Genomic DNA, 14900 nt, shown 5'->3' with positions numbered 1-14900 from the left:
CAGATGTGGCATCAAATGCGGGCGATGCGCTTCTCGATGGCGGCAAAGATGGCACGGGCGGCCTGCGCCTCGCCACCCTCCGGGCGGCCGGGCCGGCTCGTGTTGTTCCACGCCATCATGTCGAAATGCGCCCACGGCACGTCGTCGGGCACGAATTCCTGCAGGTAGAGCGCGGCCGTGATCGCGCCGCCGAAGGCCACGCCCGGCGCGTTGTTGATGTCGGCCACCTTGCTGTCGAGCAGGCGCCGGTAGCTCTTGAAGAGCGGCATCCGCCACATCGGATCGGCCGTCTTCCTGCCGGCGGCGAGCAACTGCTCGGCCAGCGCATCGTCGTTGCAGAACAGGGCCGGCAGGTCGGTGCCGAGCGCCACGCGCGCAGCGCCGGTGAGCGTTGCGCAGTCGATCATGACCGTGGGCTTCTCGGATGCACCCTCGTGCAGCGCATCGCACAGGATCAGCCGACCCTCGGCGTCGGTGTTGCCGATCTCGACGCTGATGCCCTTGCGCGTCGGCACCACGTCGAGCGGACGGAAGGCGTTGCCCGCCACGCTGTTCTCGACCGCCGGCACCAGGAGCCGCAGCCGCACCGGCAGCTTCGTCGCCATGATCATCGCGGCGACCGCCATCATGGTGGCGGCGCCGCCCATGTCCTTCTTCATGTTCAGCATGCCGCTCGCCGGCTTGAGGTCGAGGCCGCCCGAGTCGAAGCACACGCCCTTGCCGACCAGCGTCACCTTGGGATCGTCCTCACGGCCCCAGGTGAGATCGATCAGCCGCGGCGCACGAGCGCTGGCGCGGCCGACCGCATGCACCATGGGATAGTTCTGCTTCAAAAGCTCGCCGCCGATGACGACGTTGACCCTGGCCTTGTGCGCTTTGGCCAGCGCCTCGGCCGCCGCCGCCAGCTCGGCCGGCCCCATGTCGGACGAGGGCGTGGTGATGAGATCGCGCGCCAGCGAGATCGCCTCGACGATCGCCGTGGCGCGCGCCTTGTCCGCACCCTGCGGCCACAGGATCTTCGGCCCGGCCTTGGCCTTCTTCGCGCGGTAGCGCTCGAAGCGCCAGGCGCCGAGGCCGATCGCGATCGCGGCGTCGGTCGGCGAGACCGGCGATGGGTCGGCAAGCTTCCAGGTGCCGGCCGGCAGCTTCGTGGCAAGCGCGCCGAAGTCCCACAGATCGGGCGTCGCCGAAAGCACCAGCACGGCGCCCGCCGCCTTGCCGTCGCGGCCGGGCAGCAGCGCGAAGTCGCCGGCCGCTCCGGCGAGTCCGAGCGATTCGAGCCAGCCGCGACGCGACGCGCTTTGCTCCTTGAGCCAGTTCCGCCACTTTGGCGCGGGGACGAATTGCACGGGCAGCGATGACGAGGCGCGATCGACGAAGGGCAGCGGCATGGACAGGCTCGCGGATTCTGATGCAAAGACCGAGATTGCCGGTCAAATCGATGCGCTGGCAAGCGATGTGAGGAAGCGATAGCGGACTTCACCCTGGTGATCGGCAACCGGAACTATTCGTCGTGGTCGCTGCGCGGCTGGCTGACGGCGAAGATCGCCGGCATCGAATTCGACGAGGTCGTGATCCCGCTCGACCGGCCGGAGACGCAGGCCGCGATCGCCGAGCACTCGCCGTCCGGCCGTGTGCCGGTGCTGCTGCATGACGGACTCGCGGTCTGGGAGTCGCTGGCCATCGCCGAATATCTCAACGACATCCGCCCCGAGGCGGGAATATGGCCTGCTGCGCCCAAGGCGCGCGCCGTCGCGCGGGCGATATCGGCCGAGATGCATGCGGGCTTCGCCGAGCTGCGCACGCATATGCCGATGGACATCCGCGCCGTCCGGCCCGGCCGTGACATGACGCCTGAAGTGCGCGCCGACATCGACCGCATCGTCGCCCTGTGGCGCGACTGCCGGCGACGCTTCGCGAAGACCGCCGCGAAGGACGACGGCTTCCTGTTCGGCACGATCGGCGCGGCGGACGCGATGTACGCGCCCGTCGTGACGCGCTTTCGCACCTACGGCGTCGCGCTCGATCCCGACGCCGACGCCTACTGCAAGGCCGTCCTCGCCCATCCCGCGATGAAGGACTGGATCGAGGCGGCGAAGCGCGAACCCTGGTCGATCGCGCAGTGACGAGAGCTTCGTGTCATCTGCTTTCGGACGCCCTCCACCATCCGCACAGATCACCACACCCCGAAATAGATGCCGTGCTTCTTGTGGGTGGCGGTGCGGGCCTCGACGTAGGGGTCGTCGACGGTGACGCGGGTCTTGCGGGCTTTCAGCCAGGCGGCGAGGCGGCCTTCCATCTCGCGGCGGATGTGGGCATAGGAATCGTGGGCACCGAGGTCGCGAAGCTCGCGCGGGTCGTTCATGAGGTCGAACAGCATCGGGCGGAAATCCTGCCACCAGACGTATTTCCAGCGCTCGGTGCGCACCATCATGGCGCGACAGTCCTGCGGCCTGCGGTTCAGGAGGCGGCGGGCCTCGCGGAAGGAATAGTCGAGCTCGCAGAACACGGCGTCCCGCCAGCCCGCCGTCGCCCCGCCGTCGCGCAGCAGCGGCAGCAGCGAGCGGCCTTCGACCAGATGGTCGTTGGGCGGCAGGTCGAGTGCGGCGAGGATGGTCGGCACGACATCGATCGCCTCGACGAAGCGGTCGTCGACCGTGCCGCGCGTCGCGTCGGCCGACCGATCGGGATCGTGGACGATGAAGGGCACTCGCAGCGCCTCCTCGTAGAACATCTCCTTCTCGCCCAGCCAGTGGTCGCCCAGGAAATCGCCGTGGTCGGAGGTGAAGAAGATCAGCGTGTCGTCCAAGCGGCCGAGCCTTTCCAGCAAGGCGAACAGCCGGCCGAGCCAGTCGTCGATCTGCCGGATCAGGCCCATGTAGGTCGGCCGCACCGTGTCGGGCGCCTCGGGCCGGCTGAACGAGACCGCTTCCTCGTGCCGGCGATAGGCGGCCAGCACCGGATGCTGGTTCTCCAGCTCGGCGTCGCTGCGGTTCAGCGGCAGGCAGTCCTTCGGCCCATAGAGCGCGTGATAGGGCGCCGGCGCCATGTAGGGCCAGTGCGGCTTGACGTAGCTCAGGTGCAGGCACCACGGCGTCCCGCCCATCGCCTCGATGAAGCGCATGGCCTCGCGCGTCATGTAGGCGGTCTCGGAATGCTCTTCGGCGACGCGGGCCGGAAGCCGCGCATTGCGCATGTGCCAGCCCGAGAGCTTCTCGCCGTCCGCACCGTCGGCCGCGATCACATAGTCGCTCCAGGGATCGTCCGAGTTGTAGCCCTGCTCGCGCAGATACCTCGCATAGCCGCTCTCGTTGCCGGGCGGCGAGTGCCCGTCGTAGCGGTCGAGTTCCTCGAAGCCGCCGGCCCGCATCAATGCGGCGAGCGCCGAGCCGCCCTCGATGCCGTAGCGCTCCAGCCCCTCGGTGTCGGGCAGCACATGCGTCTTGCCGGCGAGCGCCACGCGCAGGCCGGCGGGCCTGAGATAGTCGCCGATCGTCTTCTCGCGCAGCGACAGCGGCACGCGGTTCCAGGTGGCGCCGTGGCTGAACATATAGCGACCGGTGTAGTAGGACATGCGCGAGGGCCCGCACACGCCCGATTGCACATAGGCGCGCGGGAACAGCACGCCCCGCTTCGCCAGCCCGTCGATCGCCGGGGTCTCGAGATGCGGATGGCCGGCGCAGGACAGATGGTCGGCGCGAAGCTGGTCGCACATGATGAACAGGACGTTGCGGACTTTGCCCACTGTGTTCTCTCCCCGACGCTGGAGATAAAGATTCCTCGCTACGCTCGGAATGACACGATAGCGCTGGAACGACACGACAGGGTGTGGAATGACACGACAGAGCCGATCCGAAAAGCCGTGTCATCCCGAGGCCGAAGGCCGAGGGATCTTTAGCGATGCAGCCAACGATGACCGATGCCTCGTCCATCCGCGACATCCTCGATTTCTGGTTCCTGCCGCTCGGCGATCCCGGCCACGGGCAGCCGCGCGAGATGTGGTGGCAGAGCACGCCCGAGCTCGATGCCGAGATCGGGGCACGCTTCGCCCCGCTGCTCGACGGCGCGATCGCGGGCGCGCTCGACGGCTGGAGGGGCTCGCCGGACGGTGCGCTGGCGCTGATCCTTCTGTGCGACCAGTTCCCGCGCAACATGCACCGCCGCTCGGCGCGCGCCTTCGCGGGCGACGCCAAGGCGATCGAGACCGCGCGGCTGGCGCTGGCGCGGTTCTATCCGATGGCGTTCCCGCGCGACGTGCGGCTCTTCTTCTACATGCCGTTCCAGCACAGCGAGGCGCTGGCCGACCAGGAGCTCGCCTGCGCCCTGTTCGCCACGCAGGGCGGCGAGGACAGCACCAGGTACGCCATCGCCCATCGCGACATCATCGCCCGTTTCGGCCGCTTCCCGCATCGCAACGAGGTGCTGGGCCGCGCCAGCACGGCCGAGGAGCTCGACTATCTCAGGACGGCCGATCGCTTCGGGCAATGACCTCGGAGTAGAGGTCGGCGGTCGCGGTGTCGAAGCAGCAGAAGATCACGCGCGCGTCGCCGGCATGCCGGCGCACCTCGCGCACCGCGATCTCGGTCGCCTGCCCCTTCGGGAAACGGTAGATGCCGGTCGAGATCGCGGGAAAGGCGATGCTCTGCAGGCCGTGCTGCCGGGCGAGCGCGAGGCTGTTGCGGTAGCAGCTCGCCAGCAGCTCGGGCTCGCCGCGCGTGCCGCCGCCCCAGACAGGACCGACGGTGTGGATCACGTGGCGCGCCTTCAGCCAGTAGCCGCGCGTGATCCTGGCCTCGCCGGTCGGACAGCCGCCCAGCGTGCGGCATTCGGCGAGCAGCCCGGGTCCGGCGGCGCGATGGATGGCGCCGTCGACGCCGCCGCCGCCCAGCAGGCTTTCGTTGGCGGCATTGACGATGGCGTCGACGTCGAGCCGCGTGATGTCGCCCTCGATGACGTCGAGGCGCGCCATGGTGCTACCAGTAGCGCACGGGGCCGGTGTCGATATGGACGAAGCCGGAGCGTGGATAGTAGCCGACGCCGCCCATCTGCAGCGACCGCGCCGCCTGGCGGATGCGGGAGACCGGCACGCCGGGCAGGCGGATGTCCATGGCGTTGCCGTTCATGTGCTGGCTGTCGCGCGCCACGCCGGCGCTGACGCTGGCGAGCCAGGCGTTGGTCTCGGGCGAGCGGTAGCCCGACAGCACCTCGACGGTGCCGTGGAAGCCCGTGATCTGGAGCGTCTGCCACAGCACGTCGAACAGCAGCGGATCCATTTCCGTCTGCTCGCCCGTCTTCACGTCGCGCAGGAAATGGTTGAGCTGGTCGAGCGCATCGCGGTGATAGGTGCCGTTGGACCAGTAGGTGACGCTGATGCTCTCGCCCGAGTTGACGTTGGTCATGGCGAGCGAGCGCGGGACGGTCATGTCGATCGGCGGCGGCGGCTCGATCGGCGCCGACGGCGCGAAGCCGCCGTAGCGCGACCCGCGCAGGCTCTGCGGCGTCACATGGCGGACCACCGACTTGCTCGCCACCCTGCTGGCGCTTCTGGCCCTGGTCGTGGAGGTCTTGCTGGTCGCAACCGCTGGCTTGCCGGCGGTGGTCGTCTTGACCGTGGTCTTCGTGGCCGCCGCTTTCTTGGCGGCCGATTTACGGGTCGCCGAGCGTGCGGAGACCACCTTCGCTTTCCTGACGGTCGATTTGCCGACCGTCTTCTTGACGGTCGGCTTGGTGACTGCCGCCTTGGTGGCGGTCGGCTTGACCTTGACGGTGCCCCGAAGGATCCTGGTCTCGGACACGCCCGTGGTCGTGGTCTGGGCGAGGCTCGTGCCGACGAAAGCCAGCAGGATCGCCACACTCAAGACAAAACTCCGCATCCCTGCCCCGAGGTTGTTGCATTTTTGCCACACCGATTTACCAGAGACCGGCGGTGGATACAAAGCGAAAATTCGCTGGTCTGTCTTGGAACTAGATCGACAACTTAATCCATACCGATACGTGTATGCGTCGGGCGATCTACGCGCTTTGCTTGTCCTCGGACGGCTCGCGAACGGGTACCACCACGCCCGGCACCGCCTCGACGGCGACCCCGGCTTTCAGCAATAGCTTGCCCACCGCGCCGCCACAACCGCCGACGGCATCGCCGCTCCCGAGCCACACCACCTTCCTGCCTCGACGCGCGAGGGCGATCAGGCGCGGGCCGGGATGCTCGTCGACAGGGAAGCGCTCGGCATCGCGGCGCGCCACGGCCAGAAGCCGTGGCGGCACGCGCCGGTCGTGCACGATCGCGTCGGCCGCCTGCAGCAGGCGGTGCGCCTTGAGCGTCAGCAGGTCGGGATCGCCGCCGCCCGCATCGACCAGATGCACGATCGCCGCCGGCCTCTCTTCCTCGCGCACGCCATCGAGCAGGCGGATGAGCGCGCGGCGGGCGGCGATCTCGTCGCCGGCCAGCGCCAGCGCGGCGACTGGACCATCGAACACGCGATCCCAGAAGCGGCGGCGCGCCCGCGGCTCGTCGAGCGTGCGCCGCACCTGCTCGCGAAACATCGCGGCGAAACGCGCGACGCGGCCGAGCGCAGCGGGCAGCCGACGCTCGATCTCGGCCCGCAGCTTGCGGGCGAGCGCTGGCGCCGCGCCGCCGGTCGAGATCGCGACCGTGACCGGACCGCGATCGACGATCGCCGGCATCAGGAAGCTCGACAGCGCCGGCCGATCGACCACGTTCACCGGCACGCCGCGCGCGCAGGCGGCGCGCGACACGGCCCGCTGCAGCGCTTCGTCATTGCTCGCGACGATGACGACGCTCGTTGCCGCGAGATCGGCCTCGGAGAAATGGCGGCCGGCCCAGCGCACGCGCCGGTCGGCGACGAGCTGCGCCACCTCGCCGCCCACCGCCTCGGCGATCACCGTCACCTCCGCACCGGCGGCGAGCAGCAGCTCGATCTTGCGCGCGGCGGCCGTGGTGCCGCCGACGACGAGCGCGCGCCGGCCCTCGAGGCAAAGGAAAAGCGGAAAGCCCTGCATGGCCGACGCGAAGCGAGAATCGTGCCATCCGGTAAGGCCGTGCTGTCCCGAGCGTAGCGAGGGATCCTTGATCGGCGCCAAGCAAAGATCCCTCGCTAAGCTCGGGATGACACAGAGATGGCTGGAGCGCCCGCTCTTGTTTCTTGTTAGTGGCGTAACCTTCTCGTCAGGGTGCGGACTGGACGAGCTTGCCGTTGTTCCAGCGGCCGGGCTTGCCTTTTCCGTCGGCGCCATAGACCTCGCCATAGCCCTGGCGCTTGCCGCCGCGGAACTCGCCTTCGTAACGCTCGCCGCCGGCGACCGTCTCCACGCCGGGCCCGTCCAGGAGGTCGCCGTGGAACTCGCCCGACTGGACGAGGCCGGGCGGGCTCATCTGCCGGCGCACGCCCAGCCCCTCGAGCCGGCCATCGACGAAGTTGCCCTCGGCGCGTTCGACACCGGGCTTCTCGCGCACGCCGAGACCGGTCGACCGGCCGTCGCGCCACTGGCCTTCGTAGCGCGAGCCGTCGGGCAGGCGCACCGTGCCGAGACCGTTCAGGCGATCGGCGTTCCATTCGCCGGCCTGGCGCTCGCCGGTGTCGAGATCGGCGACACCCAGGCCCTGCCGCTGGCCGGCATCGGCCTGGCCGATGTAGCTCGCCCCGTTGGGATAGGAGAGGCGCTGGGCGTTCTCGAGGCCGGGCCGCGCGGCGCGGGCGGCGGCGATGCGCGCCTCGCCGGCCGCGGCGCGTCCCGCATCCGCCGCCTCCTTCGCCTTCTCGGCGGTCGCGCGCGCCTGCGCCGCCGCGCGCTCGGCCTGGCCGACCAGCGCCTTGTCGACCTGCGACTCCGCATTGCCGGCGGGTGGCGGCGTGGCGGCTGCCGCAGTCGTGTCGGGCGCCGGCTTGACCGGCGCGGGCTGCGGCAGGCCCGACGCCTCCGGCGGCGATGACGGCGCGGCCGGAGAAGACGGCGGGGCCGGCGAAGGCGTGAGCGCGGCGGGAGCGCCCGGCGGCGATACGGTCGCGGCGCCGGCGGTATCGGTCGCCAGCGGCGCCGGTGTCGATGCCGCGGCGAGCCCGTCGTGCAGCGCCGGCTCGAGCCACCACGCCGCGGCGCCGCCGGCCAGCAGCACCACGATCACCGCCGTGCTCCAGAGAGCCGGACGCGCGCGGGACGCCGGCGGCGGAGGCGCAAGCTCGTGCTGCTCGCGGAACACACCGCCCAGCCGGGGCGCCGCCGGCGCCGCCATGCGCTCCGTCGGCGCATCGCGCGCCGAGGGCAGCGCGGTGCCGAAATGGCTGCGCCACTCGGCAACCGACTGCGGCCGCTCTTTCGCCGCGAAGGCGAGCCCCCGGTCGATCGCCGCCAGGAAGGCCTGGTCGAACCCGGCCGCCGCGCTCCTGGCCAGCGGGCGATAGGGATCCGCGCCGACGCGGCTGGCCGCTTCCGGCGGCGGATGGCCGGCAACGGCATGGTGCAGCACCGCCGCCGCCGAATAGATGTCGCTCCAGGGCCCCTGGTTGCTGCTCTCGAGCGCGTACTGCTCGATCGGCGCGTATTGCGGCGTGAGCACGCCGGTGAAGGTGCGCGTGCGGCCGCCCATCGCCTGCCGCGCGGCGCCGAAATCGATCAGGATCGGCACGCTGTCGCGGCGGATGATGATGTTGGAAGGCTTGATGTCGCGGTGGAGGAAGTTCTGCGCATGGACCGCCGCGAGCCCGCTCAGCAGGCCGTCGGCCAGGCGGCGCACATCGTCGGGGGCGAGGCGCCGGTCCGGCTCGCGCAGCAGCTCGGCGACATTGCGGCCGTCCTCGAACTCCATGACCATGTAGGCGGTGCCGTTGGCCTCGATGTAGCGCAGCACCGGAACGATGTGCGGATGGCGGAAGCGGGCGAGCGCGCGCGCCTCGTCGAGGAAGCGCTCGCGGCCCCAGGCGAAATCCTCGGCGAAGCGCGCGCCGCGCGGCACCACCGTGGTATCGCCGCTGCGCACGGCGAATTCGACCGGAAGATACTCCTTGATGGCCACCATCTTCGCGAGCTGGGTGTCGAACGCGCGATAGGTGATGCCGAAGCTGCCGTGCCCGATCATCGCGTCGAGCCGGAAGTCGCCGAGCTGCGTGCCGGTCGGCAGGGCCTGGACGTTGTCGGGATTCATGAGGGGCGTGCTTGCGTCGCCCCATAAATGCGCGTTCGCGGCCGGACGCACAAGCGCCCTCGCGCGCCGGCTGCGCGTGCGCCGCTAGCGGATGTCGGCCACCGTCGTTGTCGCAGGCGGCGTGTGGCGATTCTGGACCTGCGGCACGAGCTGCATCAGCATGATCAGCAGGCAGAGGCCGATCGCGGTGATCATGGTCGCCGGCCGCGTCTGCAAATGCGGCGTCGGCGCCCGCCTTCTCGGTGTATCGGTCATGGGGACACTCCCCGGAAACGAAATAAGAACGTCATCTAAAGGGCGGCCAAGGCCCGAAATATTCAGTGGGCCCGGCCGAGGACATCTATACGCCGGTCACAGAAATGTCGCAAGCAAAATCTTGCAACGCCAATGCGGTAAGGGACGAAGCGGATGTCTTTGCTTAAAGCCCGGCCTCACAGCACCCGTTCTGGTGATCCTTGATGCCGGCATCGCGGAAAGATCCCTCGCTGCGCTCGGGATGACACCATTTCCGGACCAGACACTATCTCAAGGGCACAGGATGGCCGAGGGTCGATGGCGCGAGGTATGGTGGCCGGCATGAATGCTCCGCTTCACGACAACGTGCGCACCCTGGTGCTGACCGGCGCCAGCCGCGGCATCGGCCATGCGACGGTGAAGAAGTTCAGCACCAGCGGCTGGCGCATCATCACCATCTCGCGCCAGCCCTTCAGCGCCCTCTGCCCGTGGCCGAGCGGCGGCGAGAACCACGTCCAGCTCGACCTCGCCGATCCGCTGGAGCTCGGCCGCGGCATCGAGGAGATCCGCAAGCGCCTGGCCGGCGGCAGGCTCGACGCGCTGGTGAACAACGCGGCCGTCTCGCCCAAGGGCAGGAACGGCGCCAGGCTCGGCGCCATCGACACGCCGTTCGATCTCTGGCGGCAGGTGTTCAACGTCAACTTCTTCGCGCCGGTGGCGCTGGCGCGCGGGCTGATCGAGGAGCTGTCGGCGGCGCAGGGCGCGGTGGTCAACGTGACCTCGATCGCGGGCAGCCGCGTGCATCCCTTCGCCGGCTCGGCCTATGCGACCTCGAAGGCGGCGCTGGCCGCGCTGACGCGCGAGATGGCGCACGATTTCGGCCCGCTCGGCATTCGCGTGAACGCGATCGCGCCGGGCGAGATCAACACCTCGATCCTCTCGCCCGGCACCGAGAAGATCGTCGAGAACCAGATCCCGATGCGCCGCCTCGGCACGCCCGACGAGGTGGCCGACGTGATCCACTTCCTGTGCGAGAAGGGCGCGAGCTACGTTTCCGGCGCCGAGATCCAGATCAACGGCGGCCAGCACGTGTAGGAGAGTTCTCATGGACACCATCACGACTTTCAAGGGCGAGACCGGGCGCGACGCGCGCCGCCGCATCCGCGCCGGCGGCCATCGCCTGCCCACCGCCGGCATGGCGCCGGGCTACGTGCAGGGCAACCTGGCCATCCTGCCCAGGGCCTTGGCGGCCGACTTCGCGCGCTTCTGCCAGCTCAATCCCAAGCCCTGCCCGCTGCTCGGCCAGTCCGAGCCCGGCGACTGGCGCCTGCCGATGCTGGGCGAGGATCTCGACATCCGCACCGACATCCCGCTCTACCGCGTCTGGAAGAACGGCGAGCTCAGCGAGGAGGTGACCGATCTCGCGACGGTGTGGCGCGACGATCTGGTGTCGTTCGTGCTGGGCTGCTCGTTCTCCTTCGAGGAGGCGCTGATCGAGAACGGGCTCGAGCTCAGGCACCAGACCTGCAACAGCAACGTGCCGATGTATCGCACCAATATCCAGTGCGCGCCGGCCGGTCCGTTCCACGGGCCGATGGTCGTCTCGATGCGGCCCTTCAAGCCGGCCGACGCGATCCGCGCAGTGCAGGTGACGACGCGTTTCCCCTCGGTGCACGGCGCGCCGGTCCATCTCGGCAAGCCCGAGCTGATCGGCATCGAGGACATCGCCAAGCCCGACTACGGCGATGCCGTGCCGGTGCGCGACGACGAGCTGCCGGTGTTCTGGGCCTGCGGGGTGACGCCGCAATCGGTCGTGGCGACGGTCAGGCCCGAGTTCTGCATCACCCACGCGCCCGGCTACATGCTGGTGACCGACCTCCTGAATTCGCGCCTCGCCGTGCTCTGACCGGAGGCGCGCCGCATGGCCCGCCTCGCCTTCGACTGGCGCGACGTCGATATCGACGAGCTGGTGATCGCCGGCTGGACCGGGCGCGACGTCGCGGCCCTGCAGCGGCACATCGAGGAGCTGAAGGCGATCGGCGTGGAGCCGCCGTCCAAGGTGCCGCTCTACTATCGCCTCGCCTCCGGCCTGCTGACCCAGGCCGAGCGTATCCAGGTGCTGGGCGAGGACACGTCGGGCGAGGCCGAGCCGGTGCTGCTGGGCACGCCCGACCGGCTCTGGGTCACGGTCGGTTCCGACCACACCGACCGCAAGGTCGAGAGCTATGGCGTGGCCGTCGCCAAGCAGCTCTGCCCCAAGGTGCTGGCGCGCACGGCGTGGCGCTTCGAGGAGGTGGAGCCGCACTGGGACCGGCTGGTGCTGCGCGCCTTCGTCGAGGAGGAGGGCCGCAAGGTGCTCTACCAGGAGGGCACGCTGGCCGCGCTGCGCCCGCCGCGCGAGCTCATCGCGGGCTGGCGCGGCAGCCCGCGCCTGCCGCCGCGCGTCGCCCTGTTCTGCGGCACCCTGCCGGCGATCGGCGCCATCCGCTCCTCGCCGCGCTTCACCATGGAGCTCGACGATCCGGTGCTCGGCCGCAAGCTCGCCCACGCCTACGCCGTCGAGGCCCTGCCGCTGGTGACGTGACCTGAAGATCCCTCGCTGCGCTCGGGATGACACGACGAACCTGGTGTCATCCCGAGCCGAAGGCGAGGGATCTCTTCTTCGCGACACCGCACTGCATCGTGGAATTGGCGGAGTATCGCGTCACGATATATCGCGCTAGTCTCCTGCGAAGCGTTCGGTTCCAGGAGGAACGACCCATGACGACCGCTTCGACCACGATCGCAGCCCGGCTCGATCGCCTGCCCAGGTCCCGTTACATCCGCCGCCTCATCGTGCTGATCTCGCTCGGCGGCTGCTTCGAGCTCTACGATCTCTTCTTCACCGCCTACATCGCGCTCGGCCTGTTCAAGGGCGGCATCTTCACGCCGACCACCAGGGCGCTGTTCGGCCTCGAGGGCTTCGCGAGCTTCGTCGCCGCGCTGTTCGCCGGCCTGTTCGTCGGCACCATCGTCTTCAGCCGCCTCTCCGACCGTTTCGGCCGCCGCTCGATCTTCACCTTCTCGCTCCTCTGGTACTCGGTCTGCACGCTCGTCATGGCGTTCCAGAGCACCGCCATGGCGATCGACATCTGGCGCTTCATCGCCTCGGTCGGCATCGGCGTCGAGCTGGTCAACATCGACACCTACGTCTCCGAGCTGGTGCCGCGCGAAAGCCGCGGCCGCGCCTTCGCCTTCAACCAGACGATCGCCTTCATCGCCGTGCCGGTGGTGGCGCTGATCGCCACGCTGCTCGTGCCGATCACCGTGCTGGGCTACGACGGCTGGCGCTGGGTGGTGGGCATCGGCTCGATCGGCGCGGTCTTCATCTGGTTCATCCGGCTCGGCCTGCCGGAATCGCCGCGCTGGCTGGCGCAGCGCGGACGGCTGGCCGAGGCCGATGCCGTCATGACGATGATGGAGGACAAGGTGCGCGCCGAGACCGGCCGCGAGCTGCCGCCGCCGCGCGTGGTGGCGGGCGAGGTCGAGGAGAAGCCGGGCGCCTGGATCGAGATGTGGCAGGGCGTCTATCTCGGCCGCACGATCCTGATGAGCGCCTACAATTTCCTGCAGACGATCGGCTACTACGGCTTCGCCACCTGGGTGCCGACGCTGCTGATCCAGCAGGGCATCACCGTCACCAAGTCGCTCGAGTACACCTTCATCATCGCCATCGCCAACCCGTTCGGCCCGCTGCTCGGCCAGCTCTTCGCCGACCGGATCGAGCGCAAGTGGCAGGTCGCGGGGGCGGCCATCGCCATCGCCGTGCTGGGCCTGCTGTTCTCGCAGCAGACCGGCGCCGCCGGCATCATCCTGCTCGGCATCCTGATCACGCTCGCCAACAACGTGCTGTCCTACTCCTTCCACGCCTACCAGGCCGAGCTCTATCCCACGCGCATCCGCGCCCAGGCGGTGGGCTTCGTCTATTCGTGGAGCCGCTTCAGCGCCATCTTCACCGGCTTCATCATCGCCTGGGTGCTGGGCCACTACCACGTGACCGGCGTGTTCGTGTTCATCGCCGCGGCGATGATCCTGGTGTTCCTGATCATCGCCATCTTCGGCCCCCGGACCAACCAGCTCCGGCTGGAGGAGATCGCGCGCTAGCTGCGGAACGACGGGCGTGCATGGCGCCCTTGCGCGGGCGGGGTTGATCGGAATGCATCGGTGAACGTACGTTCACGGCCCGGGAGGAGCTTCTATCCATGGTCAAAGGCGCGTTCGACGGGGTGACCGTCCTCGACTTCACGCAGGGCGTGGCGGGGCCGCATGCCTCGATGCTGCTGGCGCTGCACGGCGCCGACGTGATCAAGATCGAGCCGCCCGAGGGCGACTGGGGCCGCGCGCTGGGCGAATTGAAGGGCGGCCACTGCGCCCATTCGGTCGCCTACAACCGCGGCAAGCGCTCGATCGCGATCGACCTCAAGTCGGCCGACGGCATCGCCGTGGTGAAGAAGATCGCGGCCCGGGCCCAGGTGGTGCTGGAGAGCTTCCGCCCGGGCGTGATCGCGCGTCTCGGCTTCGGCTACGAGGATCTCAGGAAGATCAATCCCGCCGTCGTCTACTGCTCGGTCTCGGGCTTCGGCCAGACCGGCCCCTACAGCAAGCGGCCGACCGTCGACGGTCTGATCCAGGCCTTCTCCGGCATGATGGTGATGAACAGGATGCCGGACGGCACGCCTTACCGGCAGGGCATGATCGCGGTCGACGTCACCACCGGCCTCTACACCTTCCAGGCGCTGGCGACGGCGATCATGCGCCAGTTCCGCTTCGGCGAGGGCTGCTTCATCGATTCGAGCCTGATGCGCTCGGCCGCCGCCTACCAGGGCGCCAAGCTGATGGAATGGGTTTTCGCCGGCAACCAGCCGGCGCCGCCGCTCTACATGCCGGCCGGCAGCTACAAGACGAAGAACGGCTACATCATGGTCTCGGCCATGCGGCCGCATCACTTCCGGCTGCTGTTCGAGCTGATCGGCCGCAAGGACGTGGCCGACGATCCCGACCTGCAGAGCCACGAGAGCCGCATCAGGAACGCGGCCAGGATCGTGAAGGCGCTGAACGAGACCATGCCGCAGAAGACCACCGAGGAATGGATCGCGATCCTGCAGCCCAAGGACGTGTTCTGCGAGCGGGTGAACAACTACAGCGACTATCTCGGGCATCCGCACGTGAAGGAATCGGGCGCGGTCGACTGGATCGAGCAGGAGGGCTTCGGCCGCCTGCCCGTCGCCAACATCCCCGGCCTGCCGCGCGCGTCGGAGCATCCGCCGCAGCAGCACGCCCCGCATGTCGGCGAGCACGGCCGCGACATCCTGCGCGAGCTGGGCTACGGCGCGGCCGAGATCGACGCCATCTTCGCCCGCGGCGGCGTGCGCGCGCCGGTCGCGCCCACGGCCGAGGCGGCGGAATAAAGATCCCTCGGCTGCGCCTCGGGATGACACGTTTTTGTTGATGCAGAAGACCGTGTCAT

The 14900-nt window shown here is 69.2% G+C and carries 14 protein-coding genes; 7 read left to right on the top strand and 7 right to left on the bottom strand.

Annotation, left to right across the window (positions count from 1 at the left end; translation table 11 throughout):
• Positions 1-11: 11 nt before the first annotated feature.
• The gene (locus tag OJF58_RS11025) at positions 12-1391 is read right to left on the bottom strand and encodes a M17 family metallopeptidase (protein WP_300784253.1); all 1380 of its coding nucleotides are present in this window, start codon (positions 1389-1391) and stop codon (positions 12-14) included.
• 78 nt (positions 1392-1469) lie between these two features.
• On the opposite strand from OJF58_RS11025, the gene OJF58_RS11020 reads away from it, so the two are divergent.
• A complete protein-coding gene (locus OJF58_RS11020; protein ID WP_300785250.1) occupies positions 1470-2126 on the top strand; it encodes a glutathione S-transferase family protein in 657 nt (218 codons plus the stop codon).
• 50 nt (positions 2127-2176) lie between these two features.
• Here the strand turns inward: OJF58_RS11020 and OJF58_RS11015 are convergent, their stop codons facing one another.
• On the bottom strand, positions 2177-3745 hold the full coding sequence (locus OJF58_RS11015; RefSeq protein ID WP_300784252.1) for an alkaline phosphatase family protein: 1569 nt from the start codon (positions 3743-3745) through the stop codon (positions 2177-2179).
• Between the two features lie 167 nt (positions 3746-3912).
• Here OJF58_RS11015 and OJF58_RS11010 point away from each other — a divergent pair, with 167 nt between their 5' ends.
• A complete protein-coding gene (locus OJF58_RS11010) occupies positions 3913-4488 on the top strand; it encodes a DUF924 family protein (RefSeq protein WP_300784251.1) in 576 nt (191 codons plus the stop codon).
• Here the strand turns inward: OJF58_RS11010 and OJF58_RS11005 are convergent.
• The 5 genes from OJF58_RS11005 to OJF58_RS10985 form a co-directional block, all read right to left on the bottom strand.
• Positions 4460-4969: an O-acetyl-ADP-ribose deacetylase gene (locus tag OJF58_RS11005; RefSeq protein ID WP_300784250.1), complete on the bottom strand. Its 510-nt coding sequence runs from the start codon at positions 4967-4969 to the stop codon at positions 4460-4462. The two genes, OJF58_RS11010 and OJF58_RS11005, sit on opposite strands and share 29 nt — an antisense overlap.
• A gap of 4 nt (positions 4970-4973) precedes the next feature.
• Positions 4974-5852 (bottom strand): DUF882 domain-containing protein, encoded by an 879-nt coding sequence (locus OJF58_RS11000; protein ID WP_300785248.1) that lies wholly within the window; start codon positions 5850-5852, stop codon positions 4974-4976.
• Between the two features lie 160 nt (positions 5853-6012).
• Positions 6013-7101, bottom strand: coding sequence for an NAD(P)-dependent oxidoreductase (locus tag OJF58_RS10995; protein ID WP_300784248.1), 1089 nt, complete (start codon positions 7099-7101; stop codon positions 6013-6015).
• A gap of 85 nt (positions 7102-7186) precedes the next feature.
• Positions 7187-9160: a serine/threonine-protein kinase gene (locus OJF58_RS10990; protein ID WP_300784247.1), complete on the bottom strand. Its 1974-nt coding sequence runs from the start codon at positions 9158-9160 to the stop codon at positions 7187-7189.
• 84 nt (positions 9161-9244) lie between these two features.
• The gene (locus OJF58_RS10985; protein ID WP_300784246.1) at positions 9245-9415 is read right to left on the bottom strand and encodes a hypothetical protein; all 171 of its coding nucleotides are present in this window, start codon (positions 9413-9415) and stop codon (positions 9245-9247) included.
• Between the two features lie 321 nt (positions 9416-9736).
• Between OJF58_RS10985 and OJF58_RS10980 the strand changes: the two genes are divergently transcribed.
• The 5 genes from OJF58_RS10980 to OJF58_RS10960 all read left to right on the top strand — a co-directional run bounded on the left by OJF58_RS10980 (position 9737) and on the right by OJF58_RS10960 (position 14841).
• A complete protein-coding gene (locus tag OJF58_RS10980) occupies positions 9737-10489 on the top strand; it encodes an SDR family oxidoreductase (RefSeq protein WP_300784245.1) in 753 nt (250 codons plus the stop codon).
• A 10-nt stretch (positions 10490-10499) separates the two neighbouring features.
• Positions 10500-11300, top strand: coding sequence for a putative hydro-lyase (locus OJF58_RS10975; protein WP_300784244.1), 801 nt, complete (start codon positions 10500-10502; stop codon positions 11298-11300).
• 15 nt (positions 11301-11315) lie between these two features.
• Complete coding sequence (locus OJF58_RS10970; protein WP_300784243.1) at positions 11316-11978, top strand: DUF2848 domain-containing protein; 663 nt, start codon at positions 11316-11318, stop codon at positions 11976-11978.
• A gap of 176 nt (positions 11979-12154) precedes the next feature.
• Positions 12155-13537, top strand: a complete 1383-nt coding sequence (locus OJF58_RS10965) for an MFS transporter (protein ID WP_300784241.1) — start codon at positions 12155-12157, stop codon at positions 13535-13537.
• 98 nt (positions 13538-13635) lie between these two features.
• A complete protein-coding gene (locus OJF58_RS10960) occupies positions 13636-14841 on the top strand; it encodes a CoA transferase (RefSeq protein ID WP_300784239.1) in 1206 nt (401 codons plus the stop codon).
• Positions 14842-14900: the final 59 nt, after the last annotated feature.

This window comes from Enhydrobacter sp. (assembly GCF_030246845.1).
Lineage (GTDB): Bacteria > Pseudomonadota > Alphaproteobacteria > Reyranellales > Reyranellaceae > Reyranella.
Note: the sequence above shows the minus strand (reverse complement) of the source record. Positions and strands in the feature narration are given on the sequence as shown.

What these genes read in the sequence shown, in the direction of transcription:
- OJF58_RS11010 (WP_300784251.1), top strand. Translation starts at nt 3,913, where the DNA reads ATGACCGATGCCTCGTCCATCCGCGACATCCTCGATTTCTGGTTCCTG.
- OJF58_RS10985 (WP_300784246.1), bottom strand. Translation starts at nt 9,415, where the DNA reads ATGACCGATACACCGAGAAGGCGGGCGCCGACGCCGCATTTGCAGACG.
- OJF58_RS10975 (WP_300784244.1), top strand. Translation starts at nt 10,500, where the DNA reads ATGGACACCATCACGACTTTCAAGGGCGAGACCGGGCGCGACGCGCGC.
- OJF58_RS10965 (WP_300784241.1), top strand. Translation starts at nt 12,155, where the DNA reads ATGACGACCGCTTCGACCACGATCGCAGCCCGGCTCGATCGCCTGCCC.
- OJF58_RS10960 (WP_300784239.1), top strand. Translation starts at nt 13,636, where the DNA reads ATGGTCAAAGGCGCGTTCGACGGGGTGACCGTCCTCGACTTCACGCAG.
- OJF58_RS10980 (WP_300784245.1), top strand. Translation starts at nt 9,737, where the DNA reads ATGAATGCTCCGCTTCACGACAACGTGCGCACCCTGGTGCTGACCGGC.
- OJF58_RS10970 (WP_300784243.1), top strand. Translation starts at nt 11,316, where the DNA reads ATGGCCCGCCTCGCCTTCGACTGGCGCGACGTCGATATCGACGAGCTG.
- OJF58_RS10990 (WP_300784247.1), bottom strand. Translation starts at nt 9,160, where the DNA reads ATGAATCCCGACAACGTCCAGGCCCTGCCGACCGGCACGCAGCTCGGC.
- OJF58_RS11025 (WP_300784253.1), bottom strand. Translation starts at nt 1,391, where the DNA reads ATGCCGCTGCCCTTCGTCGATCGCGCCTCGTCATCGCTGCCCGTGCAA.
- OJF58_RS11005 (WP_300784250.1), bottom strand. Translation starts at nt 4,969, where the DNA reads ATGGCGCGCCTCGACGTCATCGAGGGCGACATCACGCGGCTCGACGTC.